25 protein-coding genes and 1 pseudogene are annotated in these 26,119 nt (G+C 59.8%); 15 read left to right on the forward strand and 11 right to left on the reverse strand.

The window, feature by feature from the left end:
• Positions 1 to 18: 18 nt before the first annotated feature.
• Entirely contained in the window at positions 19 to 228 is a 210-nt protein-coding gene (locus HB633_RS02425; RefSeq protein WP_213776453.1) for a hypothetical protein, read from the reverse strand.
• Positions 229 to 556: 328 nt separating this feature from the next.
• On the opposite strand from HB633_RS02425, the gene HB633_RS02430 reads away from it, so the two are divergent.
• From HB633_RS02430 to HB633_RS02445, 4 genes are all read left to right on the forward strand, one after another.
• Entirely contained in the window at positions 557 to 1,552 is a 996-nt protein-coding gene (locus HB633_RS02430) for a sugar ABC transporter substrate-binding protein (RefSeq protein ID WP_213776454.1), read from the forward strand.
• Between the two features lie 81 nt (positions 1,553 to 1,633).
• Positions 1,634 to 2,620: an ABC transporter permease gene (locus HB633_RS02435; protein WP_213776455.1), complete on the forward strand. Its 987-nt coding sequence runs from the start codon at positions 1,634 to 1,636 to the stop codon at positions 2,618 to 2,620.
• Between the two features lie 11 nt (positions 2,621 to 2,631).
• The gene (locus HB633_RS02440) at positions 2,632 to 3,414 is read left to right on the forward strand and encodes an ATP-binding cassette domain-containing protein (RefSeq protein ID WP_172812020.1); all 783 of its coding nucleotides are present in this window, start codon (positions 2,632 to 2,634) and stop codon (positions 3,412 to 3,414) included.
• A gap of 3 nt (positions 3,415 to 3,417) precedes the next feature.
• The gene (locus tag HB633_RS02445) at positions 3,418 to 4,617 is read left to right on the forward strand and encodes an ROK family transcriptional regulator (RefSeq protein ID WP_213776456.1); all 1,200 of its coding nucleotides are present in this window, start codon (positions 3,418 to 3,420) and stop codon (positions 4,615 to 4,617) included.
• Between the two features lie 60 nt (positions 4,618 to 4,677).
• On the opposite strand, the gene HB633_RS02450 is transcribed toward HB633_RS02445, so the two are convergent.
• The gene (locus HB633_RS02450) at positions 4,678 to 4,932 is read right to left on the reverse strand and encodes a GlsB/YeaQ/YmgE family stress response membrane protein (protein ID WP_213776457.1); all 255 of its coding nucleotides are present in this window, start codon (positions 4,930 to 4,932) and stop codon (positions 4,678 to 4,680) included.
• Positions 4,933 to 5,135: 203 nt separating this feature from the next.
• Here HB633_RS02450 and HB633_RS02455 point away from each other — a divergent pair, with 203 nt between their 5' ends.
• Positions 5,136 to 5,645, forward strand: coding sequence for a hypothetical protein (locus tag HB633_RS02455; protein ID WP_213776458.1), 510 nt, complete (start codon positions 5,136 to 5,138; stop codon positions 5,643 to 5,645).
• Between the two features lie 10 nt (positions 5,646 to 5,655).
• Here the strand turns inward: HB633_RS02455 and HB633_RS02460 are convergent, their stop codons facing one another.
• The gene (locus HB633_RS02460) at positions 5,656 to 6,531 is read right to left on the reverse strand and encodes a lipid A biosynthesis lauroyl acyltransferase (protein ID WP_255580703.1); all 876 of its coding nucleotides are present in this window, start codon (positions 6,529 to 6,531) and stop codon (positions 5,656 to 5,658) included.
• A 317-nt stretch (positions 6,532 to 6,848) separates the two neighbouring features.
• Here HB633_RS02460 and HB633_RS02465 point away from each other — a divergent pair, with 317 nt between their 5' ends.
• Positions 6,849 to 7,151: a YciI-like protein gene (locus HB633_RS02465; RefSeq protein ID WP_213776460.1), complete on the forward strand. Its 303-nt coding sequence runs from the start codon at positions 6,849 to 6,851 to the stop codon at positions 7,149 to 7,151.
• A 14-nt stretch (positions 7,152 to 7,165) separates the two neighbouring features.
• Here HB633_RS02465 and HB633_RS02470 read toward each other — a convergent pair whose 3' ends face one another.
• Complete coding sequence (locus HB633_RS02470) at positions 7,166 to 8,218, reverse strand: LysR substrate-binding domain-containing protein (protein WP_213776461.1); 1,053 nt, start codon at positions 8,216 to 8,218, stop codon at positions 7,166 to 7,168.
• Positions 8,219 to 8,384: 166 nt separating this feature from the next.
• Entirely contained in the window at positions 8,385 to 9,731 is a 1,347-nt protein-coding gene (locus tag HB633_RS02475) for a mechanosensitive ion channel family protein (RefSeq protein ID WP_213776462.1), read from the reverse strand.
• Positions 9,732 to 9,845: 114 nt separating this feature from the next.
• Here HB633_RS02475 and crcB point away from each other — a divergent pair, with 114 nt between their 5' ends.
• The 3 genes from crcB (at position 9,846) to HB633_RS02490 (ending at position 11,820) form a co-directional block, all read left to right on the forward strand.
• Positions 9,846 to 10,226 carry a fluoride efflux transporter CrcB gene (crcB, locus tag HB633_RS02480; protein ID WP_213776463.1) on the forward strand — a complete coding sequence of 127 codons (381 nt, stop codon included), beginning with the start codon at positions 9,846 to 9,848 and terminating at the stop codon, positions 10,224 to 10,226.
• Positions 10,227 to 10,476: 250 nt separating this feature from the next.
• Positions 10,477 to 11,172, forward strand: a complete 696-nt coding sequence (gene hutC / locus HB633_RS02485) for a histidine utilization repressor (protein WP_213776464.1) — start codon at positions 10,477 to 10,479, stop codon at positions 11,170 to 11,172.
• 321 nt (positions 11,173 to 11,493) lie between these two features.
• A complete protein-coding gene (locus HB633_RS02490; RefSeq protein ID WP_213776465.1) occupies positions 11,494 to 11,820 on the forward strand; it encodes a DUF4148 domain-containing protein in 327 nt (108 codons plus the stop codon).
• 141 nt (positions 11,821 to 11,961) lie between these two features.
• Here HB633_RS02490 and HB633_RS02495 read toward each other — a convergent pair whose 3' ends face one another.
• Complete coding sequence (locus HB633_RS02495; protein WP_213776466.1) at positions 11,962 to 12,645, reverse strand: TetR/AcrR family transcriptional regulator; 684 nt, start codon at positions 12,643 to 12,645, stop codon at positions 11,962 to 11,964.
• Positions 12,646 to 12,999: 354 nt separating this feature from the next.
• Here HB633_RS02495 and HB633_RS02500 point away from each other — a divergent pair, with 354 nt between their 5' ends.
• The 6 genes from HB633_RS02500 to HB633_RS02525 all read left to right on the forward strand — a co-directional run bounded on the left by HB633_RS02500 (position 13,000) and on the right by HB633_RS02525 (position 21,794).
• Positions 13,000 to 14,259, forward strand: coding sequence for a Zn-dependent hydrolase (locus HB633_RS02500; protein ID WP_213776467.1), 1,260 nt, complete (start codon positions 13,000 to 13,002; stop codon positions 14,257 to 14,259).
• 43 nt (positions 14,260 to 14,302) lie between these two features.
• Positions 14,303 to 15,640 carry an NAD(P)-dependent oxidoreductase gene (locus HB633_RS02505; protein WP_213776468.1) on the forward strand — a complete coding sequence of 446 codons (1,338 nt, stop codon included), beginning with the start codon at positions 14,303 to 14,305 and terminating at the stop codon, positions 15,638 to 15,640.
• A gap of 30 nt (positions 15,641 to 15,670) precedes the next feature.
• Complete coding sequence (preA, locus tag HB633_RS02510; protein WP_213776469.1) at positions 15,671 to 16,963, forward strand: NAD-dependent dihydropyrimidine dehydrogenase subunit PreA; 1,293 nt, start codon at positions 15,671 to 15,673, stop codon at positions 16,961 to 16,963.
• 122 nt (positions 16,964 to 17,085) lie between these two features.
• On the forward strand, positions 17,086 to 18,594 hold the full coding sequence (locus tag HB633_RS02515; RefSeq protein WP_213776470.1) for an NCS1 family nucleobase:cation symporter-1: 1,509 nt from the start codon (positions 17,086 to 17,088) through the stop codon (positions 18,592 to 18,594).
• Between the two features lie 31 nt (positions 18,595 to 18,625).
• Positions 18,626 to 20,104 carry a dihydropyrimidinase gene (gene hydA, locus HB633_RS02520; RefSeq protein WP_213776471.1) on the forward strand — a complete coding sequence of 493 codons (1,479 nt, stop codon included), beginning with the start codon at positions 18,626 to 18,628 and terminating at the stop codon, positions 20,102 to 20,104.
• A 223-nt stretch (positions 20,105 to 20,327) separates the two neighbouring features.
• On the forward strand, positions 20,328 to 21,794 hold the full coding sequence (locus HB633_RS02525; RefSeq protein WP_213776472.1) for a catalase: 1,467 nt from the start codon (positions 20,328 to 20,330) through the stop codon (positions 21,792 to 21,794).
• A gap of 59 nt (positions 21,795 to 21,853) precedes the next feature.
• On the opposite strand, the gene HB633_RS02530 is transcribed toward HB633_RS02525, so the two are convergent.
• From HB633_RS02530 to HB633_RS02550, 5 genes and pseudogenes are all read right to left on the reverse strand, one after another.
• Entirely contained in the window at positions 21,854 to 23,128 is a 1,275-nt protein-coding gene (locus HB633_RS02530; protein WP_213776473.1) for an MSMEG_0569 family flavin-dependent oxidoreductase, read from the reverse strand.
• Positions 23,129 to 23,157: 29 nt separating this feature from the next.
• Entirely contained in the window at positions 23,158 to 23,442 is a 285-nt protein-coding gene (locus tag HB633_RS02535) for an MSMEG_0570 family nitrogen starvation response protein (RefSeq protein ID WP_213776582.1), read from the reverse strand.
• Between the two features lie 42 nt (positions 23,443 to 23,484).
• A pseudogene (locus HB633_RS02540) lies at positions 23,485 to 24,591 on the reverse strand (MSMEG_0565 family glycosyltransferase); the annotation flags it as partial.
• Positions 24,591 to 25,559 (reverse strand): sll0787 family AIR synthase-like protein, encoded by a 969-nt coding sequence (locus tag HB633_RS02545; RefSeq protein ID WP_213776474.1) that lies wholly within the window; start codon positions 25,557 to 25,559, stop codon positions 24,591 to 24,593. The pseudogene HB633_RS02540 and the gene HB633_RS02545, both read right to left, overlap by 1 nt.
• Complete coding sequence (locus tag HB633_RS02550) at positions 25,556 to 26,116, reverse strand: MSMEG_0567/Sll0786 family nitrogen starvation N-acetyltransferase (RefSeq protein WP_213776475.1); 561 nt, start codon at positions 26,114 to 26,116, stop codon at positions 25,556 to 25,558. The genes HB633_RS02545 and HB633_RS02550 overlap by 4 nt, the downstream gene beginning before the upstream one ends.
• Positions 26,117 to 26,119 lie beyond the last annotated feature (3 nt).

Raw genomic sequence — 26,119 nt, forward strand, 5'->3', positions numbered from 1 at the left:
CCACCGGCATTCCTTTGTTCAACCTGGTTTCATCTCTTTCAAGATCTTGCTTGCCGCAATCGGGATGCGTGTGTCATCCCATTGCGCCAGCCATTGCACTTCCTTTGTCGTAAAGAAGCCCGGCTTGTTTCGCAGCGCAAATTGCAGTGCATCCACGATGTGATCGCGGATGATCTGGGGCGAGTCTTCGCTGGTGACAACGGCGTGCAGGGCTTCTAGTGCGCTCATGATGCGGGACACCCATATGGTTGGCAAAAATGCTGGTAAACCATACCCCGAAGAAAAAGCCGAAAACAATTAATTTTTGGTCTTTATGTGACGCTTAGTGTTTGTACGTAGACGCAATGCAACATCCTGCGTTCTCAAGCCATGGCAATACGTGCAGTCTCTTAGCGTGCTTCTATTGCTGCACCGCCTCCTCACGTTCGAGCCGGCTTTTCTTGACTTGTCCCGCCCGCACTGCTGTACTAAATAAAGTCAATTGATTTAGTCGACGAACGGGCTCGATGCACTTCTTTCCCGAAGCGCCGAGTCCATAAAAACATTGGAGCGAGACATGAAAAACCTTCGGCGTGCCGCCGCACGTGCGTCTTTGATTGGCTTGGCCGTTGCATCTATCTTTAGCGCAAGCGCAACGTATGCCGCGGATCAGATTGCCATCGGGCTGATCACCAAGACCGAGACCAACCCGTTCTTCGTCAAGATGAAGCAGGGCGCCGAAGAGGCCGCCACCAAGGGCGGCGTGAAACTGATCACGGCCAGCGGCAAGTTCGATGGCGACAACGCCAGCCAGGTCACCGCGGTGGAAAACATGATCACGGCCGGCGTCAAGGCCATCCTGATCACGCCGAGCGATACGAAGGCCATCGTCCCGACGCTCAAGAAAGCGCGGGCGGCCGGCATCCTCGTTATCGCGCTCGATACCCCCACGGAACCGCAAGACGCAACTGATGCGCTCTTCGCCACGGACAACTTCAAGGCGGGCGTGTTGATCGGCGAATACGCCAAAGCATCGCTTGGCGGCAAGCCTGCGAAAATCGCGACGCTCGATCTCGCACCGGGCGTATCGGTCGGCGTGCTGCGCCATAACGGCTTCCTACAGGGCTTCGGCGTGAAGGAAGGCGACCCGTCGATCGTCTGTAGCCAGGACACGCGCGGAGATCAATCGAAGGGTCAGACGGCGATGGAAAACTGCCTTCAGAAGGTACCCGACATCAACCTCGTCTATACGATCAACGAACCGGCCGCAGCGGGCGCGTATCGCGCGCTCAAGGCGGCGGGCAAGGACAAGAGCGTGATGATCGTGTCCATCGACGGCGGTTGTGAAGGCGTGCGCAACGTGAAGTCGGGCAACTTCGCGGCGACCTCGCAGCAATATCCGCTCGTCATGGCGGCGCAAGGCGTGCAGGCCGGTATCGAGTACGCGAAGACGGGCAAGAAGGCGACGGGCTATCACGATACCGGCGTGACGCTGATCACCGACAAACCCGTGTCGGGTTCCACTGCCAAGGACACGAAGTTCGGGTTGGATAACTGCTGGGGCAACAAGTAAGTTGCCACGCCGCATGCAGCGCTCGATGCCGGAGCGCTGCATGGAGGCGCCTTTCGATGTCGCTGCCGAGGTCCCGAATCCATGACTCAATCCACCTCTCCCACGGCCGGGCGTGCAACGTTCTCCGACCGTCTGCCATCTCTCACGGACATTGGTCCGCTCGCCGCGCTCGTGATCGCGTGCGCGTTTTTCATCTGGCAGAGCAACCGCTTCTTATCGATACAAAACCTCTCGCTGATCCTACAGCAGACGATGGTCGTGGCCGTTATCGCCATCGGCCAGACGCTGATCGTGCTGACCGGCGGGATCGATTTGTCGTGCGGCATGGTGATGGCGTTCGGCTCCATCATCATGACCAAGTTCGCCGTGACGCTGGGCATACCGCCCGTGCTTGCGATCATCTGCGGCGTCGGCGCGAGCGCATTGTTCGGATTACTGAATGGTGCATTGATTACGAAGATCAAGTTGCCGGCGTTTATCGTGACGCTCGGCACGCTGAACATTGCGTTCGCGCTCACGCAGGTTTACTCGAACGCCGAGAGCGTCACGAATCTGCCTGACGCCATGATGTTCTTCGGCACGACGTTCCATCTCGGCGGCGCGGAAGTCACGTATGGCACCGTGCTGACCCTGCTGATGTATCTCGTCGTGTGGTTCGTCTTGCGCGATACCGTGCCCGGGCGGCATCTCTATGCACTCGGGAACAACGCCGAAGCGGCGCGGCTGATGGGGCTTTCGTCGCAGAAAATCCTGATCACCGTTTATACGCTCGCGGGATTTTTCTATGGCATTGCCGCGTTGCTGTCGGTGGCGCGAACCGGTGTGGGCGACCCGCAAGCCGGGCAGACCGAGAACCTCGATTCCATTACGGCCGTCGTTCTAGGTGGCACGAGTCTGTTCGGTGGGCGCGGGACGATCATTGGCACCCTGCTGGGCGCGCTGATTGTCGGCGTGTTTCGCAACGGCCTGACGCTGATTGGCGTGTCGTCGGTTTATCAGATCCTGATCACCGGCATTCTGGTGATTCTCGCGGTTGCCGCGGACAAGCTCGCGCGTCCCCGCGCTTAAGGAGAATGGCCATGAACGACACACGCAAGCTTGTGCTGGAAGCGCGCGGCGTCATCAAGCGCTATGGTTCCGTCACCGCGCTCGACGGCGTCGATTTCGAACTGCTGCCGGGCGAGATCATGGCGGTCATCGGCGATAACGGCGCGGGAAAATCGTCGCTGATCAAGGCGCTTTCGGGCGCCCTCGTGCCGGATGAAGGCCAGATCCTGCTCGATGGCAAGCCGGTCCATTTCCGCAGTCCGCTCGATGCCCGCGCGCAAGGCATCGAGACTGTCTATCAGGATCTCGCAGTGGCGCCGGCCATGAGTATCGCGGAAAATCTCTTTCTCGGACGCGAATTGCGACGCCCGGGTGTGCTCGGTTCGGTGTTCAAGATGATCGACAAACGCCGCATGTTGCAGGAAGCGATCGCGCACATGGAAGGCTTGCAGATCGGCATCCGTTCCATGAAACAAGCGGTCGAAACGCTTTCCGGCGGTCAGCGGCAGGGCGTTGCGGTGGCGCGCAGCGCGGCGTTCGCGCGGCATGTCGTGATCCTCGATGAACCCACGGCTGCGCTCGGCGTGAAGGAATCGAACATGGTGCTGGAACTGATCCGGCGGGTGCGCGATCGCGGCCTGCCGGTAATCCTGATCAGCCACAACATGCCGCACGTGTTCGAGATCGCGGACCGCATCCATATTCAACGGCTCGGGCGCCGCGCGGCGCTGGTCAATACGCGTGACATTCACATGTCTGAAGCGGTGGCGATCATGACGGGCGCCAAGCAGGCCGATGTCCAGGCGATTGCCTGAGCGATGAGCGCCGCAAGCACGGCCACGGCCGCGTCCAAACCAGCCGGCATGCGGCAGATGAACGAGCGCATCGTGCTGCAGGCGGTGCGCGTGCATGGTCCGCTGCCCAAGTCGGATATCGCACGGCTCACGCGTTTGAGTTCGCAGACGGCGTCGCTGATCGTGGATCGTCTGATCGACGACGGCCTGCTCGCCCGTGAACCCAGAACGCGCGTGCAGGGGCGCATGGGGCAGCCGTCGGTGCCGATCTCGCTGCGAGCGGACGGGGCGTTTTCCATCGGCGTGAAAGTGGGGCGGCGCAGTCTCGATGTGCTGACCATGGATTTCGCCGGTCAGGTGCATGCGCGCGAAACCATCGGCTACGCGTATCCCGATCCACGCACCGTTTTTTCGCTGCTCGCCGAAAAACTCGACGCCATGATGACCACGCTCGCCGCCAATGCCGGCAAAGTGGTCGGCATTGGCGTGGCGGCGCCCTTGTGGCTGGGCGGCTGGCGCACGTTCTTCGATACCCCGCCGGACGTCTTTGCCGCCTGGAACGAGATCGATATCCGTGCGCGCGTCCAGGCGCTCACGCCGCTGCCCGTGGAGTTCGCGAAGGACACGACCGCCGCGTGCGCCGCCGAATTGCTGATGGGACAAGGACGCGGATTACGTGACTTTTTGTATGTTTTTATCGGCACGTTCATAGGCGGCGGCCTCGTGATCGATGGCCGCCTGCACGCCGGGCCCAATGGCAATGCGGGTGCTGTTGGATCGTTTCCGGTCAGGTCCGGGGACGCGCCACAACTGCTGAACGTGGCATCAATCTACGTGCTGGAGAAGCGCTTCACGGATGCCGGATTTCCCGCCGACGCCGCCCACGACCAGCGCGCACTGTCCGCCGATTTATGGCCGCTGTGCGAAGCGTGGCTTGACGATGCATGTCCGGCACTGGCTGCGGCGATTGCTTCGGCGGCGGCGCTGGTCGATCTCGATGCAATCGTGATCGATGGCGAACTGGACCGCGAGTTGTTGCGAGAAGTCTTGAGCCGTACCAACACCGCGCTCGATGCCTTCGACTGGCAAGGCATGCTGCGTCCGCGGCTCGTGGAGGGCGAGATTGGTGCCGACGCCCGCGCCATGGGTGGCGCTATCCTGCCGCTTTACACGCATTTCGCCCCGCGTCACGTCCTGTTCCTGAAGTCCGGAACGAGCGCTTGACCAAAAAAAGGGCCGTTCCAGCTTCCGCCGGAACAGCCCTTTTGCGGCGTGAAAACCGTATCAGGCGCGCCGTTTCGTCACCAGTCCCCAAATCACCAGCAGAATGATCGCGCCGATCACAGACGCAATCCAGCCCGCCGGTTGTCCTTCCTGATACCACCCCATCGCGCGGCCCGCATAGCCCGCTATCAGCGATCCGGCAATACCGAGGACGATTGTCATGATCCAGCCCATGCTGTCGTTGCCGGGTTTGATCGCACGGGCAATCAATCCGATGATGCCGCCGACGATAATGGTGCCGATGAGTGAAAGCATAGAGATTCCTCCGTAGTGTTGGCGATTGTCCCCGGAAGATCCGGGCACGCCGGCACACAGGTGCCGTAGACCGATCGGCCAGCGTTCAGGCATTTTCGACGATGCCGCCGCTTCTTGCAGTTAAAATTCGTCATATCGACGCCGCGTAGCGACGCATCCCAGCAATGCCCGCGCCTAAAGCCAATCAAACCAAACACTGCTCCATGACTGTTTCCGATTCAGACCAAGATCAAGACCTTCACGCCGACGAAGACAACACCATCCATGAGCCGCGCCTGTGGCGCGACGACGGCTGGACGGCCCGTGTGATCAAGAACGAAGACGACGACGGCTGGGCCGTCGAGATGATCAAGGATGGAGAAGCCGAACCCGCGCTGACTGGCCCGTGGACCATGGGCCGGGACAAAAAGAATCCCAAGCCGCTGGATCCGAACGCATTTCGGACGCTGATCAAGACGGCGTCCGAAGTATTGCGCCGCCACGAGCAACAGCGCCACGCCATGCTTCACAAAGATGTGATGGTTCGCGCGAACGGTGAAGATGTAACGGTGACGCTGGATATCGTGCCTGACGAGGACGATCCCTACGCGGACTTGAAGGCGCTCGACATGTTCGGCGCCGTGCTGGCGCAAGTACGCGTTTCGGCCGGATTCAAGTTCAGCAAGACCAGCGCGCAGGCCTGGGTGGACAACGACTTCCGCAAGCCCGACTGACGCGCGAGGTTTAATAAACCGCCGGCGCGCCCTCAGGCCGATGCTTGAATCGCCGGTGCACCCAGTAATATTGTTCCGGAAACCGCACCACTTGCGATTCGAGGAACTCGTTCATGCGGCGGGCATCCGTTTCATCGCTTTCCGACGGGTAGTCGGCGAGCGGCTCGAAGATCGTCATCTTGTAGCCCTCGTAGTTCGGCAGCACTTCAGTCACGAACGGCACAACGCGCGCGCGGCCAAGGCGTGCAAGCCGCGATACCGAGGTCAGCGTGCACGCCGGTACGCCGAAAAACGGCACAAACACTGAATTTTCGATGCCGTGATCCATATCCGCCGCCAGCATGACCGATCCACCGCCGCGCAGCAGCTTGAGAATGCGCCGGGCGCTGTCCGCACGCTTGACCATGTCGGCGCCGAAGCGCCCGCGTTGTTCGACGGCGAGCGTGTTCAGCTTCTTGCTGGACATGGGGGTGTAGAGCGCGGTTATCGGCAGTTTCATTGAATAGAGCATGCAGCCCACTTCAATGGCCACGAAATGGAAACCCATGAAGATGGTCGGCGGGGCGTTTTCATCGTCCAGATCGATACGGCTTTCGAGTTTCACCAGTTTTTTAATGGCATTGGCCGTTCCAAACCACTGCACGCCGCGCTCGACGTAACTACGCACAACGTGACGAAAATGTGAACGTCCGAGAAGTTCGTATTCAGCCGCCGTCTTACCGGGGAAACATAATTGCAGATTGACCTGCACGATGTGTTTTCGGCGACTGGGAATGCAATAAAGCAGGGCGCCGAGTCCGCTGCCGAAGCGCGCGACCAGGCCATAAGGTAGCCGCGCGAGCGCGCGCAGCAGCGCTACGACGAGCGCAAAACCAAAGTTGTTCAAGTGGGCCCTTGGAAGCGGGCGGCGAGCCAGATGTAACGAGCGCCGAGTGGGTTGGACTCCGACGATCGGCATATGGCCGGATGTCGAAGGGGAGTTACGGCGAAACACGCGCGGCAATGGTCCGCGAGGAAACTGAAAAGGGCGACTGGGCGATCGAGTAAGGCACCTGTCCGGAGTGCTTATGGCACCCTCGATGTCCGTTTCTAGGCCGTGAGTGAACGGCCGGTTCAAAACGCTGCCATGATCGCACACCCGGCGTACGTGACGCAGTTTCGTGCGGCGCGCGCCGGCGCAGCTACTCAAGAGGAGACGAGAACATGCATCTGCTTTTGATTTACGAAGTGAGCAACGACTACATGGAACGCCGGGCGGCATTCCGTGAGCGGCATCTGGCGTATGCGTGGAAGGCGGTCGAGCGTGGGGAGTTGTTGCTGGGTGGCGCGCTCGAGGCGCCTGTGGACCGGGCGATGCTGCTCTTCAATGCAGATTCAGCCGCTGTGCCCGAGGCATTCGCCCGGGCAGATCCCTATGTGACTGAGGGACTGGTCGTGCGCTGGGAAGTGCGCACGTGGAATACGGTGGTGGGAGAGCAGGCCGCTCAGCCGGTGCGACCGGCGTGAGCGCCTGCGGAGGATCATGATTCGCTGGTGGTTTCCTCGTCCTCGTGCGTGTCTTCTTCGCGCGAATCGCGCGTCGCGGGTACGGGCTGAACCGGCCTCGCCGACGCCGAGGACGCAGCCGCCGGACGCCGCGCCGTACGAAACAGCCGCGTGAGCGTATCGTCCATTTCCTGCGTGCGCTCGAACAGTTCCGCGAGCCAGTCCACGAACGCGCTCACCCGCGGCGCGGCCTGCCGCGTCTTGACGAATGCCACCGATACATTCATGGGCATCGATTTCCATTGCGGCAGTACTTCGCGCAATTCGCCTGAACGAAGATACGGCAATGCGGCAATTCGCGGTGGCTGGATCAGGCCAAGCCCTTGCAAACCGCACGCGAGATACGCGTGTTCGTCGGTGACTTGTACGAAGCCGGCCATTTTCACGGCCACCGCTTCGCCATCGACTTCAAAATCGAAATCGCAGGGGCGCCCCGTTCGTATCGATACACAATTGACCGCCACATGATGCGCGAGGTCGTCGAGCGTCTTCGGCGTGCCGTGCGCTTCCAGATAGGCGGGCGTGGCGCACGTCACGTGCTCGAAGCTGCCGAGCCGCCGCGCGATCAAGCCCGAGTCCGGCAGTTCGCCGAGCTGCACGCTGCAATCCACGCCTTCGCCGACCAGATCGACGGCGCGGTTGCTCACGCCGATCGATAACTCGATATGCGGATAACGCGCATGAAAATCCGGCAGCGCGGGCACGACCAGCGAGGTCGCGACGGTATCGGGCATCTCGATGCGCAGGCGCCCGCGCAATCTGTCCTCGCGGCCATGAAAGCCCGATTCGAGATCATCGATATCCGCGAGAATGCGCACACAGCGCTCGTAGCACGCGGCGCCTTCGGCGGTGAGATTGAGACGCCGTGTGGTGCGTGCAAGCAATTGCACGCCGAGCAGCGCCTCGAGTTGCTGAATGGTCGTGGAGACAGTTGCGCGCGGCATGCCGAGGGACTCGGCGGCGCGGGAGAAACTGTTGGTATCGACGACACGGATGAAAACACGCATGGCATGAACGCGATCGGTCACGGGAGTTTTCCTGTAGAAGCGATGAATGCGTTGACCGGCGTGATTCCTTCGATACTTCAAAACGTCAAAAGGAATGCCGGCAAGGTTCACACTTTAAGGATCCGGACGGTTCGCGTGAATACATAATAATCGCGGATTCTTGCCTGCTTCTCCAGCCGGTTTTTCTTTATACCGTCGGCAGTTCACCGCGCAGACGGCCGTTGTCCGCGTTGCCCATCAGGCTTTGACTCGCGCTGTGACTCACGATGGCGTTGCCCGTCTGAGTGCCGATGCGCGCGCCCACCAGTCCGCTCATGTCCGCGCCGGACGGCGCCTGATACAAGCGCAAGCCCATCTCCGGAAGGATCGCGAGCAGGTGGTCGAACACGTCGCCCTGAATGCGTTCGTATTGTGTCCATGCGGTGACCGCGGTGAAGCAATACACCTCGACAGGAATGCCTTCCGATTGCGGCTCCATCATGCGAACCATCATCGACATGTCTTGCCGGATCTCCGGATGACGCTGCAAATACGCCAGCCCGTACGCGCGAAACGTGCCGATGTTCGTCAGCCGCCGGCGGTTTGCGGGCTCACTCGCGAGTTCGCCGAGGTTCTTGTTGGCCAGCTCGACTTCGATCTGCTTTTCTTCCAGATAATCGTGCAGCAGCCGGAATTGCTTCAGGTGCGCGGTTTCTTCGTCGGTGAGAAAACGCACGCAGGTGGCATCGATCCGCAGCGTCCGCTTGATGCGCCGCCCGCCCGATTCAAACATTTGCCGGTAATTGCGATAGCTTTCCGAAAAGAGCTTGTACGTGGGTACGGTCGTCACCGTGTTGTCCCAGTTCTGCACCTTCACCGTGTGCAGCGCGATGTCCTTCACGAAACCGTCGGCGTTCGATTGCGGCATCTCGATCCAGTCGCCAATGCGCAGCATGTCGTTCGATGTCAGTTGCGTGCTCGCCACCAGCGACAGCAACGTGTCCTTGAACACGAGCAGCAGGACAGCGGAAAGCGCACCGAGACCGGACAACATCCAGAGCGGCGATCGATCGATCACAATCGACAGCACCAGCACACCGCAGATCAATGCAAGCGCGAGCTTGCCGATCTGGATATAGCCTTTGATCGAGCGCGTTTGCGCCTGCATGCTCGCCGCGTACACGTCCTGCCAGGCGCTGAGCGCGCCGCCCATTGCGAAGAACACGCAGATCCAGGCGCCCGCGTGCGCGAGCCGCTCGATCAGCTCCGCGATATGACCGATGTACGGCACTTCGCCGATACCGATCGCGACCGCCGCAAACGGCACTGCGTACCAAAGCTGGTGATACGCGCGATGACGGACGAGCGCTTTATCCCAGGCATCGTGTTCGGTCAGCACGAGCAACCGATGCGCGAAATACAGCACGATCCGCGCGACGACCCATTGTGCAAAGAGCGCGGCCAGCACGAGCAGCAACATGCCGAGCGCGAACTGCGCCCAGTGGTGCGTGGGGTAGTGCTGTTGCAAGGTGTCGAGGATGGTGTCGAGATTCATGCGGCAAAAACGGTTGGGTTGGCGACCCGTATTGTGCATTAAGGTGCGCGTGATGAATTGCTTCATCTATTATTACGCCCTTGTGTAACCCCGCGTCCTCTAAATCATTTCCTCATGTATCTGTCGATTCTGGCTGTAGGCATTGGCGGCGCGCTTGGTTCCCTGTTTCGATGGTTCCTCGGCCTGCGCCTGAACGCGGTGTATCCCAATCTCCCGCTCGGGACGCTCGCGGCGAACGTGATCGCCGGGTATGTGATCGGCATTGCGGTGGCGTGGTTCGCGCGCTTTCCGGGGATATCGATGGAGTGGCGCCTTTTTGTTATTACCGGCCTGATGGGCGGGCTGTCCACCTTCTCGACGTTCTCCGCTGAAATCGTCGCGCATTTGCAGCAAGGGCGTTATGGATGGGCCGCGGGCGAGGCCGTGATCCACGTGGCGGCATCGGTTGTGATGACCATCCTGGGCATTGCGACGGTGGTGTCGCTTACGCGCTGAAACACATGGCGATCTTCGAAGCGCGCGGTTTTGAAGTTGTCCGGACCTAGGTCGTTGACATGCGGGGCGCGCGGCTGACCAATTTTAAAATGCAGAAACGCCTCGATCCGGTATAGACAACCGAGCCGAGCAATGCAAAAAACTTTGAAGTTAGGGTGATTCCCGCCCTTGTTGTGGCGCTTTTGTTTGTTTAGACTGGGCCGCTACTTGTATAGACAGGAAATGCCCACATGGACGCTGCAACTACAGCATGAGTACGCCCGCGTATCAGGAAATCAAGGATCACATTCTCAAGCGCATTCATGCGGGCGAGTGGAAGGAGGGCGATCAGGTGCCGTCCGAAAACGAGCTCGCGCGTGACTTCAAGGTCGCCCGAATGACCGTCAATCGCGCGCTGCGCGAGCTGACCGCCGAGCAGATCCTGACGCGCGTGCAAGGCGCCGGCACCTTCGTCGCGCAGCCTAAATATGCATCGACGCTGGTCGAAATTCGCAGCATCTCCGACGAGATCATCGGGCGCGGCCATGCGCATCGGGCAGAGGTAATGCACCTCGGGGCATCTGTACTCGACGAACGCCTCGCGCTGGAAATGCAGCTCACCGAAGGCAGTCCCGTCTTCCATTCGCGCGTACTGCATTTCGAAAACGACTTGCCTATTCAACTGGAAGAACGCTGGGTCAATCCCGCACTGGCGCCGGAATATGCCCGGCAGGATTTCACGCGGATCACGCCGAATCAATACCTGATGGTCGCGGCGCCCTTGCAGCGGGTGGAATATCGGATCGAGGCGGCGCTTCCAGACGATGAAACTGGCCTGGCGTTATCGATGAAAAGCGGCGCGCCTTGTCTCATGCTGCATCGGCGGACCTGGTCGCGGGACGCGGTGGCATCGGTCGCGAATCTTTGGCATCCCGGTGACCGCTACCAGTTCACCGGACACTTCTAGAATTTTGGCGGCTTTGCTGCGGAGTCGATGGGATTGTTGTCGAATATGACATTACTGCCATTTTCAGCGCGCCGTGTACCTGCCCGTGCACGCGTAATTAGTGTTTAAAGGTAATAAGTACCTTAAATCAGGCCTTCACGGCGCCCAGTTCTGAAACTTGCTCTCTATTATTGCGAAACGAACAATGATGTTTCGCGTAAATAAGGGTTTTCCCTCCAGTGTCGGAAGCATAGACTTCTTACATCCGAAACGAATTCAGAAAACGCTGATTGATCTCTGAAACCGTTTCGAGACGACAAACAAAATACTGGAGGTTTCACCATGTTCAAGTCACTTATTCCCGCAGTTGTTATCGTGTCGGCACTTGCTGCTCCGACGTTCGCTTTCGCTCAATCGAGCGACAGCAATGGTCCGGTTACGCGCGCCGAAGTGAAAGCGCAGTTGGTTCAACTGGAAAAGGCCGGCTACAACCCGGCGGGCGACCAGACCACCTACCCGGCTAACATCCAGGCCGCAGAAGCGCGCGTGGATGCGCAGAACCAGGCTACGACGTCGTATGGTCCGTCAACGAGCGGCACTTCGGCAGTCGGCGTTCGCGGTTCGGCTCCGGCGCAAAACACCCCGGGTTCGGTGTTCTTCGGTCACTAAGCTAGTCGCTTGGTTCGACCAGCAGGGAAGCGGCGCTGCACCTGGTAACGGGCGCCACGCGCCACACAAAAAAACTCGCCCTCCGCACGAACGCGGCCGGCGAGTTTTTTGCATTTGGCCCGTTTAGCTTGGTCTGCTGAATCAACTCGGCGATTTCGCGCCGCATGCGCGGATCACGAGCTTGACGACTTCTTCGGTGGCGGTATCGAAGGCCTTCTGCGATAACGCCCGCTTGCCCTTCAGCGCGCGAATCTGCGCATCGAAATCCGCGTAGTGTTGGGTCGTGGCCCAGATCATGAACAGCAACGTTTGTGCGTCGATTGGGGCGAGCAACCCGCGCGCGACCCATTGGTCGATCACCACGACCCGCGTTTCGAGCCATGGTTTGACGCGCTCGGTCAGGATGTCCTGCATATGGACAGCGCCGTGAATGATCTCGCTTGCCCAGACTTTCGAGCCGAGCGGCCGGCGGCGCGATAACTCCATTTTCGTGCGGACGTAACCGCTGATGGCTTCGACCGGATCATCGCTGGTCTCGAACGTATCGGCTGCCCGATGCCAGTCATCGAACAGATCTTCGAGCACTCTTCTGTACAGCGCGAGCTTGGTCGGGAAGTAGTAATGCAAGTTGGCTTTCGGCAAGCCGGCGCGCTCCGCGATCATCGCCGTGCTTGCGCCTTCGAGTCCGCGTTCGGCGAATACCGCCTCGGCGCACGCGAGAAGATGCGCTTCGTTGGTCTCGCGAATGTGCGCCTTGCGCCGCCGCAATGGAGCGGGCGCCACGTCGTCCTTCACTGCCTCGGTTGTCGCTTCGTCGACTCTCATCGTTATCCTCGAATGGCGCTGCGCGACTCATTCTATTCGGTTTGATGCTCGTGCTGCTGAGCGCATTTCGCCGCTACAACGTGGCTCTGCTGCATTGCAATGGCACGCTTCTCGCTCTGTCTTTCGAACTATCGGAAACCCCGAAAGACGTTGATTTGCAAATATTAATCGGCTACAACCTGTCCAGTTGGACAGGATTTGCGAAGCGGCGGCAAACAGGATATTGGACTCGGCTTAAAGAGACGCGCAAGCTGCACTTGATACGTGCAGGAGCGCCCCAAGGCCGACGTCGATGCACCAGATTCGTATCGGTGATAACCCCACATTCGAAGCAATACCCAAGGAGAACGCGACATGAACGCGGTAACCGATTCAGCACTGGATACGTCGATCCGGATCAATGGCAAACGCCTTTGGGAAAGCCTCATGACGATGGCGAAGATCGGCGCAACGCCGAAGGGGGGCGTGTGCCGTCTTGCCCTCACGGATCTCGACCGGGAAGGCCGCGACTTGATCGTGGGCTGGGCGAAAGAAGCCGGCTGCACGGTGACCATCGATCAGATGGGCAATGTCTTCATGCGGCGCGCGGGCCGCAACCCGGACGCGGCGCCGGTCGTCACGGGATCGCACGCGGACTCGCAGCCGACGGGTGGACGCTTTGATGGCATCTATGGCGTGCTCGGTGGTATCGAAGTGATCAGGACATTGAACGATCGCGGGATCGAAACCGAGCATCCGGTCGAAGTCGTGATCTGGACGAATGAAGAAGGCTCGCGTTTCGCGCCGGCCATGGTGGCGTCCGGCGTGTTCGCGGGCGAGTTCACGCTGGAGTACGGCCTGTCGCGCAAGGACGTGGATGGCAAGACGATCGGCGAGGAACTGAAACGGATTGGTTATGCCGGCGACGAACCTTGCGGAGGCCGCAAGCTGCATGCGGCGTTTGAATTGCATATCGAACAGGGGCCGATTCTCGAAGCGGAAAACATGACGATCGGCGTGGTTACCGACGCACAAGGCCAGCGCTGGTACGAGATCACGCTGACGGGGCAGGAAGCGCACGCGGGTCCTACGCCAATGCCGCGCCGTCGCGATGCGTTGCTCGGCGCTTCACGCGTGGTCGAGCTTGTGAACCGTATTGGACTCGACAACGCGCCGCTCGCATGCGCCACTGTCGGCATGATGCAAGTGCATCCGAACTCGCGCAACGTGATTCCCGGGCGCGTGTTCTTCACAGTCGATTTCCGTCATCCCGACGACGCCGTGCTCGCAAAGATGGACGCCGCGTTGCGTGAAGGCGTGGAAAAGATCGCGAGCGGGATCGGCCTTGAAACGCAACTCGAGCAGATTTTCTACTACGCGCCCATCGCGTTCGATACCGCTTGCGTCGCATCGGTACGCGCGGCCGCCGAGCGCTTTGGCTACGCACATCGCAACATGGTGTCGGGCGCGGGACACGACGCGTGCTATCTGTCGAAGGTCGCGCCGACATCGATGGTCTTCGTGCCTTGCGTCGATGGCATCAGCCACAACGAGATCGAGGATGCATCGGAGGAATGGATCGAGGCGGGGGCCAACGTGCTGCTTCACGCCATGCTGGAACGCGCCGGTCAATAAGAACCGCGCTTTAAAAACATTCCCACATCGAAGAAGGACACGTATGACCATGAAGCCGACCGGCGACATAGCTTCGAACAGGCTGTCGCAAGCGCAACTGGCGTGTGAGTTCTCGGACGTGGCGCCGCTACTCGATGCAACCGCGGCAGCGGCTGCATCGAGCCGTTGCCACTATTGCTACGACGCGCCGTGCATCAATGCGTGTCCCACGAAAATCGATATTCCCAGCTTTATCCGCAAGATCGGCAACGGCAATTTGAAAGGCGCGGCCGTGGATATCCTGTCGGCGAATCCCCTTGGCGGCATGTGCGCGCGAGTGTGTCCAACAGAAATCCTTTGCGAAGGTGCGTGCGTTCGCAATCATCAGGATGACAAACCAGTTGCGATTGGTGCATTGCAACGCCATGCGACCGATTGGGCGATGAGCCGGGGCGAGCCGCTCTTCAAGCGTGAAGCCGACACCGGGCGTCATATCGCTGTCGTAGGCGCGGGTCCGGCCGGGCTTGCGTGTGCTCACAAGCTTGCGCTTGGCGGGCATCGCGTCACCGTTTTCGATGCGCTACCTAAGCCCGGTGGTCTGAACGAATATGGAATCGCCGCTTACAAGGTGGTCGAGGACTTCGCGCAACGCGAAGTGGAATGGCTTTATTCGATCGGTGGTATTGAAGTGAAGAACGGCGTCATGCTTGGTCGTGACGTGACGCTCGACGCGCTGCGCAAGCAACACGACGCGGTGTTTCTCGCGATCGGACTGGCCGGCGTGCGGGCGCTCGAACTGGAAGGCGAGACGTTGCAGGGCGTGTATAACGCGGTGGATTTCATCGAACAGGTGCGTCAGTCCGATGACCTTGCAAGCGTGCCGGTGGGGCGTCGCGTGGTGGTGATAGGCGGCGGCAATACGGCTATCGATGCCGCCGTGCAAAGCCGCAAACTCGGCGCGCAAGCCGTGACCATGGTCTATCGGCGCGGCGTGGAAACCATGGGCGCGACATGGGCGGAGCGCGAGTTCGCGCAGCGCAATGGCGTGTCGATCATCACGCACGCTAGGCCCGTGCGTTTGCTGAACGCTGGCGATCAGGTGACGGGAGTCGAGTTCGAGAATCCGCAAGGCGAACGCTTTGTGATCGATGCCGACATGGTGCTGAAGGCCATCGGGCAAACCCTTGTTGTCGATGCCATCGAAGCCGAGCTTCTTACGCTCGACGGCAGCCGCATCGCGGTAGATTCGAGCGGCAGAACGTCGCTTGCCAACGTCTGGGCCGGCGGCGATTGTGCGGCGCACGGCGGTATCGATCTGACGGTGCAGGCCGTGCAGGACGGCAAGCTCGCGGCAGAAGCCATCAGTGCTTCGTTCGCGGCAACGGCCATCAAGGCCGCATAAAAACACTTCCCAAGATAATGGAGCCATCTCATGGCCGATCTTCGCAGCACGTTTGTTGGCATCACTTCGCCGAATCCTTTCTGGCTCGCATCCGCACCGCCCACCGATAAAGCCTACAACGTCAATCGCGCATTCGAGGCGGGCTGGGGCGGCGTGGTCTGGAAAACGCTTGGCCTCGATCCGCATGTGGTGAACGTCAGTTCGCGCTATGGCGCGGTGCAGTGGAACGGCCAGCGGATAGCAGGGCTGAACAACATCGAATTGATTACCGACCGCCCGCTTGATATCAATCTGAAAGAAATCAGGGAAGTGAAACGCGACTGGCCGGACCGCGCGTTGATCGTTTCACTGATGGTGCCGTGCAACGAACGCGACTGGAAATGGATCCTGCCGCTGGTCGAAGATACGGGAGCGGATGGCGTCGAGCTGAATTTCGGCTGCCCGCATGGCATGAGCGAACGCGGCATGGGCGCGGCCGTCGGGCAGGTTCCTGAATACGTGGAGATGGTCACGCGCTGGGTGAAGGAAGGCACGCGGATGCCGTGCATCGTCAAACTGACGCCGAATATCAGCGATATCCGCACGAGCGCACGTGCGGCTTATAAGGGCGGGGCGGACGCCGTATCGTTGATCAACACCATCAATTCGATCGTTGCCGTTGATCTCGATGTCATGGCGCCCATGCCGACAGTCGACGGCAAGGGCACACATGGTGGATACTGCGGCCCGGCTGTAAAACCGATTGCATTGAACATGGTTGCTGAGATCGCGCGCGACCCGGAAACCCCGGATTTACCCATCTCGGGAATCGGCGGCATTTCGACTTGGCGCGACGCCGCCGAGTTCATGGTGCTGGGCGCGGGCAACGTGCAGGTCTGTACGGCCGCGATGCACTACGGGTTCCGGATTGTCTCCGATCTCGCCGATGGCCTGTCCAACTGGATGGACGAAAAAGGCTACGCGACGCTCGACGACATTCGCGGCCGCGCGGTCCAGAATGTGACTGACTGGAAATATTTGAATCTGAAGTACGACATCAAGGCGCGTATCGATCAGGACAAGTGCATTCAGTGCGGACTTTGTCACATTGCTTGCGAAGACACCGCGCATCAGGCGATCATGCGCGAGAAAGACGGCAAGCGGCATTTCGAGGTGATGGATTCTGAATGCGTCGGGTGCAACTTGTGCATGCATGTGTGCCCGGTCGAGCAATGCATCACCATGGAACGCGTGGATGCCGGCGAATATGCGAACTGGACGACGCATCCGAACAACCCGGCGCGGGTGGTTGCCGACGTTGAAGAAAGCGTCAAGGCCGCATAGAGTTCAAAGGTTTTCCAACACGTAGCGCTTGTCACCAAAACGTCCCCAGACGGCCGACGCCTGAACTGACTCATAAACCGATCCCGGGCGCGGACCGCAACGATCTTGAGGAGATCAACTCGATGAAGCAGACAGCGCATTCCGTCGACCCGCAGTTCGCGGCCGGCGCCAGCAGCAGTTTATACAACGACGATCTGGCGCCGACCACGCCCGCGCAACGCACCTGGAAGTGGTATCACTTCGCAGCGCTCTGGGTCGGCATGGTGATGAACATTGCGTCGTACATGCTTGCGGCCGGCCTGACCGAAGAGGGCATGTCGCCATGGCAGGCGGTGATAACCGTGTTGCTCGGCAACATGATCGTGCTCGTGCCCATGTTGCTGGTCGGGCACGCGGGCGCGAAGCATGGCATTCCGTATGCGGTGCTGGTGCGCTCATCGTTTGGAACGAAGGGCGCGAGACTTCCTGCGTTGCTGCGAGCAATCGTTGCGTGCGGATGGTATGGCATTCAGACGTGGCTGGGCGGCAGCGCGATTTATACGTTGCTCAACATCCTCGCCGGCAATACGACGCACGGCGCACCGCTGCCTTTCCTCGATATCTCGCTCGGGCAACTCGCGTGTTTCCTGTTCTTCTGGCTGATCCAGTTGTACTTCATCTTGCGCGGCACGGATTCCATCCGCTTCCTTGAAAGCTGGTCCGCGCCAATCAAGATCATCATGTGTCTCGCGCTCGTATGGTGGGCGACATCGAAGGCGGGCGGCGTTGGCGCAATGCTTGCGCAGCCGTCGCAGTTCGTGGCAGGCGGCAAGAAAGAAGGTTTGTTCTGGGCCACGTTCTGGCCGGGCCTCACCGCCATGGTCGGCTTCTGGGCCACGCTTGCGCTGAACATTCCCGACTTCACGCGTTTCGCGCGTTCGCAGAAGGACCAGATCATCGGGCAATCGATCGGTCTGCCGGCGCCCATGGCGTTGCTGTCCGTGATCTCGGTGGTGGTGACGTCCGCGACGGTCGTGATCTACGGCAAGGCGATCTGGGATCCGATCGATCTCACCAGCCGCATGACCGGCATTGGCGTGGGCGTGGCGCTGATCATCCTTACGCTCGACACCATGAGCTGCAACCTCGCCGCGAATCTCGTCGGCCCCGCTTACGACTTTTCGAGCCTTTGGCCCAAGCGCATTTCGTATCGCGTGGGCGGGATGATCACGGCTTTGATCGCCATTGTGATGATGCCGTGGAAGATTCTGGCGACCACGCAGGGCTATATCTTTACGTGGCTCGTGGGTTATTCGGCGTTGCTCGGTCCCGTGGCCGGCATTCTGATGGTCGACTACTTCCTGATCCGCGGCACACGCCTCGATACGCGCGAGCTCTTCAATGAGAACGGCGAGTACAGCTATACGGGTGGATGGAACATGGCAGCGGTGGTGGCGTTGGTTGTCGGCGTCTTGCCGAACTTGCCGGGTTTCCTGCATACCGCATTTCCCGCTTCGTTTCCGAATGTGCCCGCGTTCTTCAATACGCTTTATACGTATGCATGGTTCGTAGGCCTCGCGCTTGCGTCGATCGTGTATGGCGCATGGATGAAGATGGGCAAGAGCCCGACAGCGCGAGTTGTGCGCGCCTGACATTTCACGAGATTCAACAGGAGATAGTTAGATGACGATCCTGATTCGCGGTGGCACGATTATCGATGCAGAGCGCACGTATCGTGCGGACGTACTGTGCGCAGATCCCAAGAACGGCGGCACCATTGTGCAGATCGGGCTCGACCTGGATGTGCCGGCGGGGACTGAAACTGTCGATGCATCCGGGCAATATGTGATGCCCGGTGGCATCGATCCGCATACGCACATGGAGCTGCCGTTCATGGGGACGACAGCCAGCGACGACTTTTATACCGGCACGGCGGCGGGGTTATCGGGCGGCACGACGAGCATTATCGACTTCGTCATTCCGAGTCCGAAGCAGCCACTCATGGAAGCGTTTAACGAATGGCGCGGCTGGGCGGCAAAGGCGTCGGCGGATTATGGTTTTCATGTGGCCGTGACGTGGTGGGACGAGTCGGTGCATCGGGATATGGGAACGCTCGTGCACGAACACGGCGTGTCCAGTTTCAAGCACTTCATGGCCTATAAAAACGCGATCATGGCCGACGACGAAGTGCTCGTGAACAGCTTCGCACGCTCGCTGGAACTGGGTGCGTTGCCGACCGTGCATGCGGAGAATGGCGAGCTTGTCTTTCAGTTGCAGAAGCAGTTGCTTGCGAAGGGCTTCACCGGGCCGGAAGCGCACCCTTTGTCGCGACCGCCTGAAGTCGAAGGCGAAGCGGCCAATCGTGCGATCCGCATCGCGCAGGTGCTGGGCGTGCCGATCTACATCGTGCATGTATCGTCGAAAGATGCGGTCGATGTCATCACGCGTGCGCGCAGCGAAGGCCAGCGCGTGTTCGCGGAAGTGCTGCCGGGACATCTGGTTATCGATGAATCCGTGTACAGCGATCCCGACTGGAACCGCGCCGCGGCGCATGTGATGAGCCCGCCGTTTCGTACGAGTGAACATCGCGAGGCGTTGTGGCGCGGTTTGCAATCGGGGCAACTGCATACCACGGCAACCGATCATTGCGTGTTTTGTGCCTCGCAGAAAGCGATGGGCCGCGAGGACTTCACGCGTATTCCGAACGGATGCGGCGGCGTGGAAGACCGCATGGCGATTCTCTGGCATTACGGTGTGAATCAGGGACGTCTCACGCCTAACGAGTTCGTGCGCGTGACTTCAACCAACGCGGCGCAGATCTTCAATCTGTTCCCGCGCAAGGGCGCGGTGCAGGTGGGTGCCGATGCCGATCTGGTTGTGTGGGACCCGGCCGCGAGCAAGACGATTTCGGTGAAGACGCATCACCAGAAGGTGGACTTCAATGTGTTCGAAGGCTTGACCGTGCAAGGCCTCGCGACGCATACGCTCACGCGTGGCGCACATGCCTGGGACGATGGCGATCTTCGCGCTGTCAAAGGCGCGGGGCAGTACCTGAAGCGGCCGCCGAACGGCGCGTACTTCGATGCAACCCGTATCGCTAATCACTTGAAGGAGCCGCATCCGATCCATCGTGTGGGTGACAAGGTCGTGAAGGCGGCTTGAGGTTCACGAAAGTTTCATGACAGCCGGCGCTTTATGCGCCGGCTTTTTTTCGCCTTGCGCGTTAGCACGAATGTAAATAAACCCGAGGCAGAACGTCACTTTGCGACCAACCGCCGCTGTTGCTAAACTCATAGATGGTAATTACCGAATTGCAAGGATGTTGCCGGTCACGACTGCAAAGCGCAACGTCCTGTAAGTCCCCACAAAACCAGAAGGAGCACTGATGGCGAACAATACCTTGACGACCGCGTCCGGCGCGCCCGTTGGCGACAACCAGAACTCGCAGACTGTGGGTCCGCGTGGACCCATTACGCTGCAGGACTTCTGGCTGATCGAGAAGCTGGCGCACTTCGACCGCGAAGTGATTCCTGAACGCCGCGTGCACGCGAAGGGATCGGGCGCATTCGGCACGCTGAAAATCACGCACGACGTCAAGAAGTACAGCAAGGCGAAAGTCTTCGACACCATCGGCAAAGAGACGAAGGCGTTCCTGCGCTTCTCGACCGTGGCAGGCGAACGCGGCGCGGCTGATGCCGAGCGCGACGTTCGTGGCTTCTCGCTGAGGTTCTATACCGAAGAGGGAAACTGGGACATCGTTGGCAACAATACCCCGGTGTTTTTCATCCGCGATCCGCTGAAATTCCCCGACTTCATCCATACGCAGAAACGCGATCCGCGCACCAATATGCGCAGCGCCGCAAACATTTGGGACTTCTGGTCGCAGACGCCCGAGTCGCTGCATCAGGTCACCATTCTCATGAGCGACCGCGGCATTCCGAAGAACTACCGGCAGATGCACGGCTTTGGTTCGCACACGTTCTCGTTCATCAACGACCAGAACCAACGTCATTACGTGAAGTTCCACTTCAAGTCTCTGCAAGGCATCGAGAACATCACGAATGCCGAAGCGAAGAAAATCATTGGTGAAGACCGCGAGAGCGCGCAGCGCGATCTCTACGATGAAATCGAAAAAGGCAACTTCCCGAAGTGGCGCTTTTGCATTCAGGTCATGACAGAAGACCAGGCACGCAATCATCACGAGAATCCGTTCGACATTACGAAAACGTGGTCGCAGAAGGAGTTCCCGCTGATCGACGTTGGCGTGCTCGAGCTGAACAAGAATCCGGAAAATTATTTCGCCGATGTGGAGCAGGCCGCATTCACGCCGGCTAATGTTGTTCCGGGTATCGGCTTCTCGCCCGACCGTTTGCTGCAGGGCCGCTTGTTCTCTTACGGCGATACACATCGCTACCGTCTTGGCATCAATCACCATCAGATTCCGGTGAACGCGCCGCTCAATCCAAAGCACGCGCCGTATCATCGCGATGGCGCAACGCGTACGGATGGCAATCTGGGCGGCACGGCGAATTACGAGCCGAATCGTTTTGGCGTGTTCCCGCAGGACCCGTCCGTGAACGAACCGCCGCTGGCCGTGGAAGGCGATATCGAGCGCTACAACCATCGTGAAGACGATGATTACTACAGCCATGCGCGCGCGTTGTTCAACCTGTTCAATGCGGATGAAAAGCAGCGTCTGTTTAATAACATCGGCGAGGCTATTGCCGGGGTTCCGCAGCAGATCGTCGAGCGCCAGCTGGCGTTGTTCGACAAGGTCGATCCGGCGTACGGTGCAGGTGTTCGCCATGCACTCGGAAAGTCGGCGCCAGTGTCGGAAACGGCGTTGCCTTGATTTGATTGGCAAGACATGAGAGAAACGAAGGCCCCGCTAACGCGGGGCCTTCGTCTTTTTCAAACCGTGATTTCGTCGCGTGCTTTGGCTTCTTGATACGCGCTGACTTTATTCACAACATGCTCGGCGTCGCGCGCAACGCCGGAAAAGCGTCCTGAGCCCCAGGTATGCAACCATGGCAGGCCGACAAAATAGATGCCATCGACGGGCGTCACGCCGCGCGTGTGCGCAGGGTAGCCACGGCCGTTGAAGATAGGTGCGTCGAGCCAGCTGAAGTCGGGCGTAAAGCCGATACACCACACAATCGAACCTATGCCGCTCGCCTCCAGATCCAGCGAAGTGCGTTCCCCGGCGGGCGCCCACACAGGTTCGTAGCGCGATCCCGGCGGCGCATCAATGCCGTTCTTCTCGATGAACGCATCGATGCCCGCGTTGATGCCGTTGAACGTCTTGTCGGCGCTATCCAGATTTTCGATGAGGTTCGGCGCGAAATGCAGCATGCCATCGCGCAGGTCCTGAAGCCGTCCATACAACTCCATGCCTTCGGCGGCGAACTTGCGCAGATCGATATCGCGTCCGCCATCGCGCCCGGTCACATAGTGATTGGTGTTGTCGCGCACGCCTTCACGCAACGGATGCTGCTCGACGGGCATGTCGTAATACTTCATGTCGGCAAGCCAGTCGACCACGTCGCGGCCTCGGTAGAAACGCGCGCAACGCGGCGCTTCGCCCACCGCGAGAATGACCTTTCGTCCTGCAAGATGCAGGTCCTCGGCGATTTGCGCGCCCGATTGCCCCGACCCGACCACGAGCACCGCGCCTTCGGGCAACGCTTCCGGATTCCGATATTCCGACGACTGTATTTGGGCGATGGAACGCGGCAGGCGCTCGGCCATGCGCGGCACGATCGGCGTGTGATAGCCGCCCGATGCAATCACGATCTGGTCCGCTGTGAACGCTCCCTGAGTGGTCGAGACGCTGAACCCGCTTTCGACGTTCCGCACGACGCGCTGGACCTCCGCATGTTCGATTACAGGCGCATCGACGGTCTTGATGAAGCCGTCCAGGTACGCAATGATTTCGTCCTTTCTCATGAATCCGTGAGGATCGTCACCCGCGTATGGATAGCCCGGCAGCGCGCATTGCCAGTTCGGCGTCACGAGGCAGAACGCATCCCATCGCTGGGATCGCCATGTATGCGTGACTGTGTTCTTCTCCAGCACGAGATGATCGATACCTGCTTGCTTGAGGTAGTAGCTCGCGGACAAACCTGCCTGTCCTCCGCCCACTACGATCACGCTGTAATGCGTCGTGTCCGCTGAAACGTGCGACATGATGCGTCCTCACTGAAAGATGGCAACGCTCAGACGAGCGCGATGACCCTGACCCGGGCGTCGGGCTCGTCCATGAAACGTTCGGCATCGACTTCGATTTTCGCGAGCTGATCCATCGCGGCCGAGCACGCAAAGCCGTATTTCTCGCGCACGCGTTCGGATGCGATGTTCAATGCTTCGCGGGCGCGCGAAACGAAGTCGTCGACGGGATAGGTCTCGCCCGGCGTGAAAAAATCGCTGACGACTTGCGATGGTGAATAGCAATTGTCTTCGCGGTTATCGGGCCACTGGATTCGGAAGTGCATGACCGGCATGGCGGGTTCCTGGAATGTTTTGAGCGTGCGGCTTGAGAGTAAGCTGCTGTAAATGTCGAGGTGTCTTTTCGCCGATGCCCGCCAGCTCATTTGTGCGAGCAACGCGGGCACGGCGTTGTTGAAATCGGTTATGTGACGGCCGCTGATGACTTGTTCTAGCGCATCGGCAATCGATTCGCTGTCGGTTGGCGTCGCCCAGCAACATGTAGCGTCATCGAGATACTCGGTGAACGGCGCAATGTTCGACGCCACCACCGGCGTACCGCTCGCAAGCGCTTCGAGTACGACAAGTCCGAAGCCTTCACGCAGCGATACCATGGCGAGGACATCGGCACGGCGAAAAAGTGCGGGCATGCTGGCGTCATCGATTGGTCCGGTGACGGTTACTGCATCCGTCAGGTTCAGGGCGGCAACGCGTTGCATGAAGGCATGCGCGTACGCGTTGTGATCGAGCAGGCTTGCACCTCCCGCAATCACGAGGCGTGCCTGTGGGTGGCGTTGGAACAATTGGGCGAATGCTTCAAGCAAAGCGACGGTGTTCTTGCGCGCTTCAATGCCGCCGACCGCCAGCACAACCGGTGATCCGTCAATGCATAGAGCTCCATCTTGAAGCGTTCGATGTGTCGAATAGCGCATCAGGTCGACACCGTTAGTCACCGTGATCGCATTTACTCCGTGTGTCTCGCGCATCGCGCGACTCCACATATCGCTAACGCATAGCACTCGATCCGCGTCACGCCACGCACGCATTTGCCAGGCGGCGAGACGGGGGTTGTCGAAGTGATCCAGATGGTGAACCGTGCGAACGAAGCGGGTTATTTCGCCTTCTTCCTTCAGTTCCGCCAGCGCGTTTCCGCTAATGCCGTCCTGTGCATGGAGCACGTCGAAACTGCCTGGATCGCAGGCTTTCAAACTTGCCTTCAAGGCGCGAATGCGTGCCTCCACCATCGCCACCGTGTGCTGTTGCGTGCCTTCGATGGTCGCAAGGATCACGCGGCACGGAGGCTCGCGAAAGAGCGATTCGCCGGGAGCAGCGGGCGCGAAGATCGTGACGTCGTGACCTTCGTCCACCAATGCAGCGGCAAGTTCGAGCGCATGCACCACGCCGCCGCGCGGATTGACCGAGTGCGTGGTGAGGGCGATGCGCATCAGGTTACGCTCCCTGATGTTATGAACGCGTCGATTCCGAAGTTCCAAAGTTCACCGTGGTTGTCGCCATCTTGAAGGCTGACCTTGCGCGAACCATCGACGGTGCCAATTACATCGCAAGCAAGACCGCGTTCAAGGAACAGTTGCCTGACCTGTTCCACGTTCTCTTCACGCACGGACATCACGAAGCCGAAGCTGGGAAACGCAGTGAGCCATCGCAAACGGTCAACGTCAGGCGGCGATGGCAAACGTGAAAGGTCGATATTTGCGCCCGCCCGCGAGCATTCGAGCAGCATCAACGCAGTACCCAGGGCGCCAGCCATGCTGATGTCTTTGGCTGCAGTGCAAAGACCGGTTTCGGCGAGCATCGGCAGGAGCTCGAGATCAGCGCGCAAGCGTTCAGCGGGCGCACCCACCGAAGCATTCCAGAACGGATAAGGATTTTCGAAGCGCCCACGCAGATCGACGGCCATCATCAAACGATCGCCCGGCCTTGCATCGAAGCTGGACAACAATTTTTTCGCGCGTCCAATAATCGATACCGCCAGTTGTGCCTGATCGCTGCGCGTGTTGCTGTGGCCGCCGACAATCGGTACGTCATACGCCGACGATGCTGCTGCCATGCCCGCCAACACCTCTTCAGCGCGCTGTAAGCCGTCGCTCCAGAGTGCATCGACTACGGCGACGGGGCGGCCGCCCATCGCATAGATGTCGCTGACGTTGACCATCACGCTGCTGTAGCCCGCAAACCACGGCATGTCGCGTACGAAGTCGCTGACCATGCCTTCGATGGCGAACAACAGGTAACCGTCGCCATCAGGGATGGCTGCGCAGTCATCGCCGTTGGCGACGTTTTCAGCCGAGGCGGGCGCATGTCGCGCGAGCGAAGACATCACGCCTGCAATGTCCGTCTTATGGCGGAAGCCGCGCGTTTCCTTCAACGCGGCGATGAGGTCGGCCACGTTCATGCCGCGCTCCGCGCCGACGAATATTGCGTCACGAAGCCGCTATGCGGCGTGGCGCATGGCGGATAAAAATCAAGGTCGGCCCGCATCAGATGATGCGGCCTTCCATGCATGAGTTCCTCCGACAACGTGGTCCAGTGCAGCGCATGAAACAAGGGGGCATTCTGGCTTTGCACATGTGCGAGAAATTCCTTGCAGCCAAGCGCGTGTGCACTGCTTACAGCAAGTCTGATCAGCGTTGCGCCAATTTTCCCGTGACGCCGGAACGCCGCATGAACTGCGAGCCTTGAACCCGTCCACACGCCCGGTTCGTCCTCGTGAATGCGCACGGTGCCGACCACCTGCTCGTGCATTCCACCAATGCAACTCACCGCCACCAGCAGTTGCGCGCGGTCATCGATTTCATCGCGGTCATCGCCGACGAAGATTCCCTGTTCGATGCAGAACACCGCGCGCCGCAGCTTGTACGCTTCGTCCGCTTCCCACGGCAGCGTGGTCCACTTGATCGTGTAGCTTGCAGGCGTATAGAGGCGGGCGAGGTCTTCGGTATCGGCGAGCATGGT

This window comes from Caballeronia sp. dw_276, from assembly GCF_018449635.1.
Lineage (GTDB): Bacteria > Pseudomonadota > Gammaproteobacteria > Burkholderiales > Burkholderiaceae > Caballeronia.

Bases quoted from the DNA above. Each gene is read 5' to 3' on its own strand.
- HB633_RS02430 (WP_213776454.1), top strand. From the start codon at position 557: ATGAAAAACCTTCGGCGTGCCGCCGCACGTGCGTCTTTGATTGGCTTG.
- HB633_RS02425 (WP_213776453.1), bottom strand. From the start codon at position 228: ATGAGCGCACTAGAAGCCCTGCACGCCGTTGTCACCAGCGAAGACTCG.
- HB633_RS02545 (WP_213776474.1), bottom strand. From the start codon at position 25,559: ATGAACGTGGCCGACCTCATCGCCGCGTTGAAGGAAACGCGCGGCTTC.
- HB633_RS02455 (WP_213776458.1), top strand. From the start codon at position 5,136: ATGACTGTTTCCGATTCAGACCAAGATCAAGACCTTCACGCCGACGAA.
- hutC (WP_213776464.1), top strand. From the start codon at position 10,477: ATGAGTACGCCCGCGTATCAGGAAATCAAGGATCACATTCTCAAGCGC.
- HB633_RS02445 (WP_213776456.1), top strand. From the start codon at position 3,418: ATGAGCGCCGCAAGCACGGCCACGGCCGCGTCCAAACCAGCCGGCATG.
- HB633_RS02500 (WP_213776467.1), top strand. From the start codon at position 13,000: ATGAACGCGGTAACCGATTCAGCACTGGATACGTCGATCCGGATCAAT.
- HB633_RS02515 (WP_213776470.1), top strand. From the start codon at position 17,086: ATGAAGCAGACAGCGCATTCCGTCGACCCGCAGTTCGCGGCCGGCGCC.
- HB633_RS02525 (WP_213776472.1), top strand. From the start codon at position 20,328: ATGGCGAACAATACCTTGACGACCGCGTCCGGCGCGCCCGTTGGCGAC.
- HB633_RS02475 (WP_213776462.1), bottom strand. From the start codon at position 9,731: ATGAATCTCGACACCATCCTCGACACCTTGCAACAGCACTACCCCACG.
- HB633_RS02550 (WP_213776475.1), bottom strand. From the start codon at position 26,116: ATGCTCGCCGATACCGAAGACCTCGCCCGCCTCTATACGCCTGCAAGC.
- hydA (WP_213776471.1), top strand. From the start codon at position 18,626: ATGACGATCCTGATTCGCGGTGGCACGATTATCGATGCAGAGCGCACG.
- HB633_RS02530 (WP_213776473.1), bottom strand. From the start codon at position 23,128: ATGTCGCACGTTTCAGCGGACACGACGCATTACAGCGTGATCGTAGTG.
- HB633_RS02450 (WP_213776457.1), bottom strand. From the start codon at position 4,932: ATGCTTTCACTCATCGGCACCATTATCGTCGGCGGCATCATCGGATTG.
- HB633_RS02465 (WP_213776460.1), top strand. From the start codon at position 6,849: ATGCATCTGCTTTTGATTTACGAAGTGAGCAACGACTACATGGAACGC.
- crcB (WP_213776463.1), top strand. From the start codon at position 9,846: ATGTATCTGTCGATTCTGGCTGTAGGCATTGGCGGCGCGCTTGGTTCC.
- HB633_RS02505 (WP_213776468.1), top strand. From the start codon at position 14,303: ATGACCATGAAGCCGACCGGCGACATAGCTTCGAACAGGCTGTCGCAA.
- HB633_RS02435 (WP_213776455.1), top strand. From the start codon at position 1,634: ATGACTCAATCCACCTCTCCCACGGCCGGGCGTGCAACGTTCTCCGAC.
- HB633_RS02490 (WP_213776465.1), top strand. From the start codon at position 11,494: ATGTTCAAGTCACTTATTCCCGCAGTTGTTATCGTGTCGGCACTTGCT.
- HB633_RS02440 (WP_172812020.1), top strand. From the start codon at position 2,632: ATGAACGACACACGCAAGCTTGTGCTGGAAGCGCGCGGCGTCATCAAG.
- HB633_RS02495 (WP_213776466.1), bottom strand. From the start codon at position 12,645: ATGAGAGTCGACGAAGCGACAACCGAGGCAGTGAAGGACGACGTGGCG.
- HB633_RS02535 (WP_213776582.1), bottom strand. From the start codon at position 23,442: ATGCCGGTCATGCACTTCCGAATCCAGTGGCCCGATAACCGCGAAGAC.
- preA (WP_213776469.1), top strand. From the start codon at position 15,671: ATGGCCGATCTTCGCAGCACGTTTGTTGGCATCACTTCGCCGAATCCT.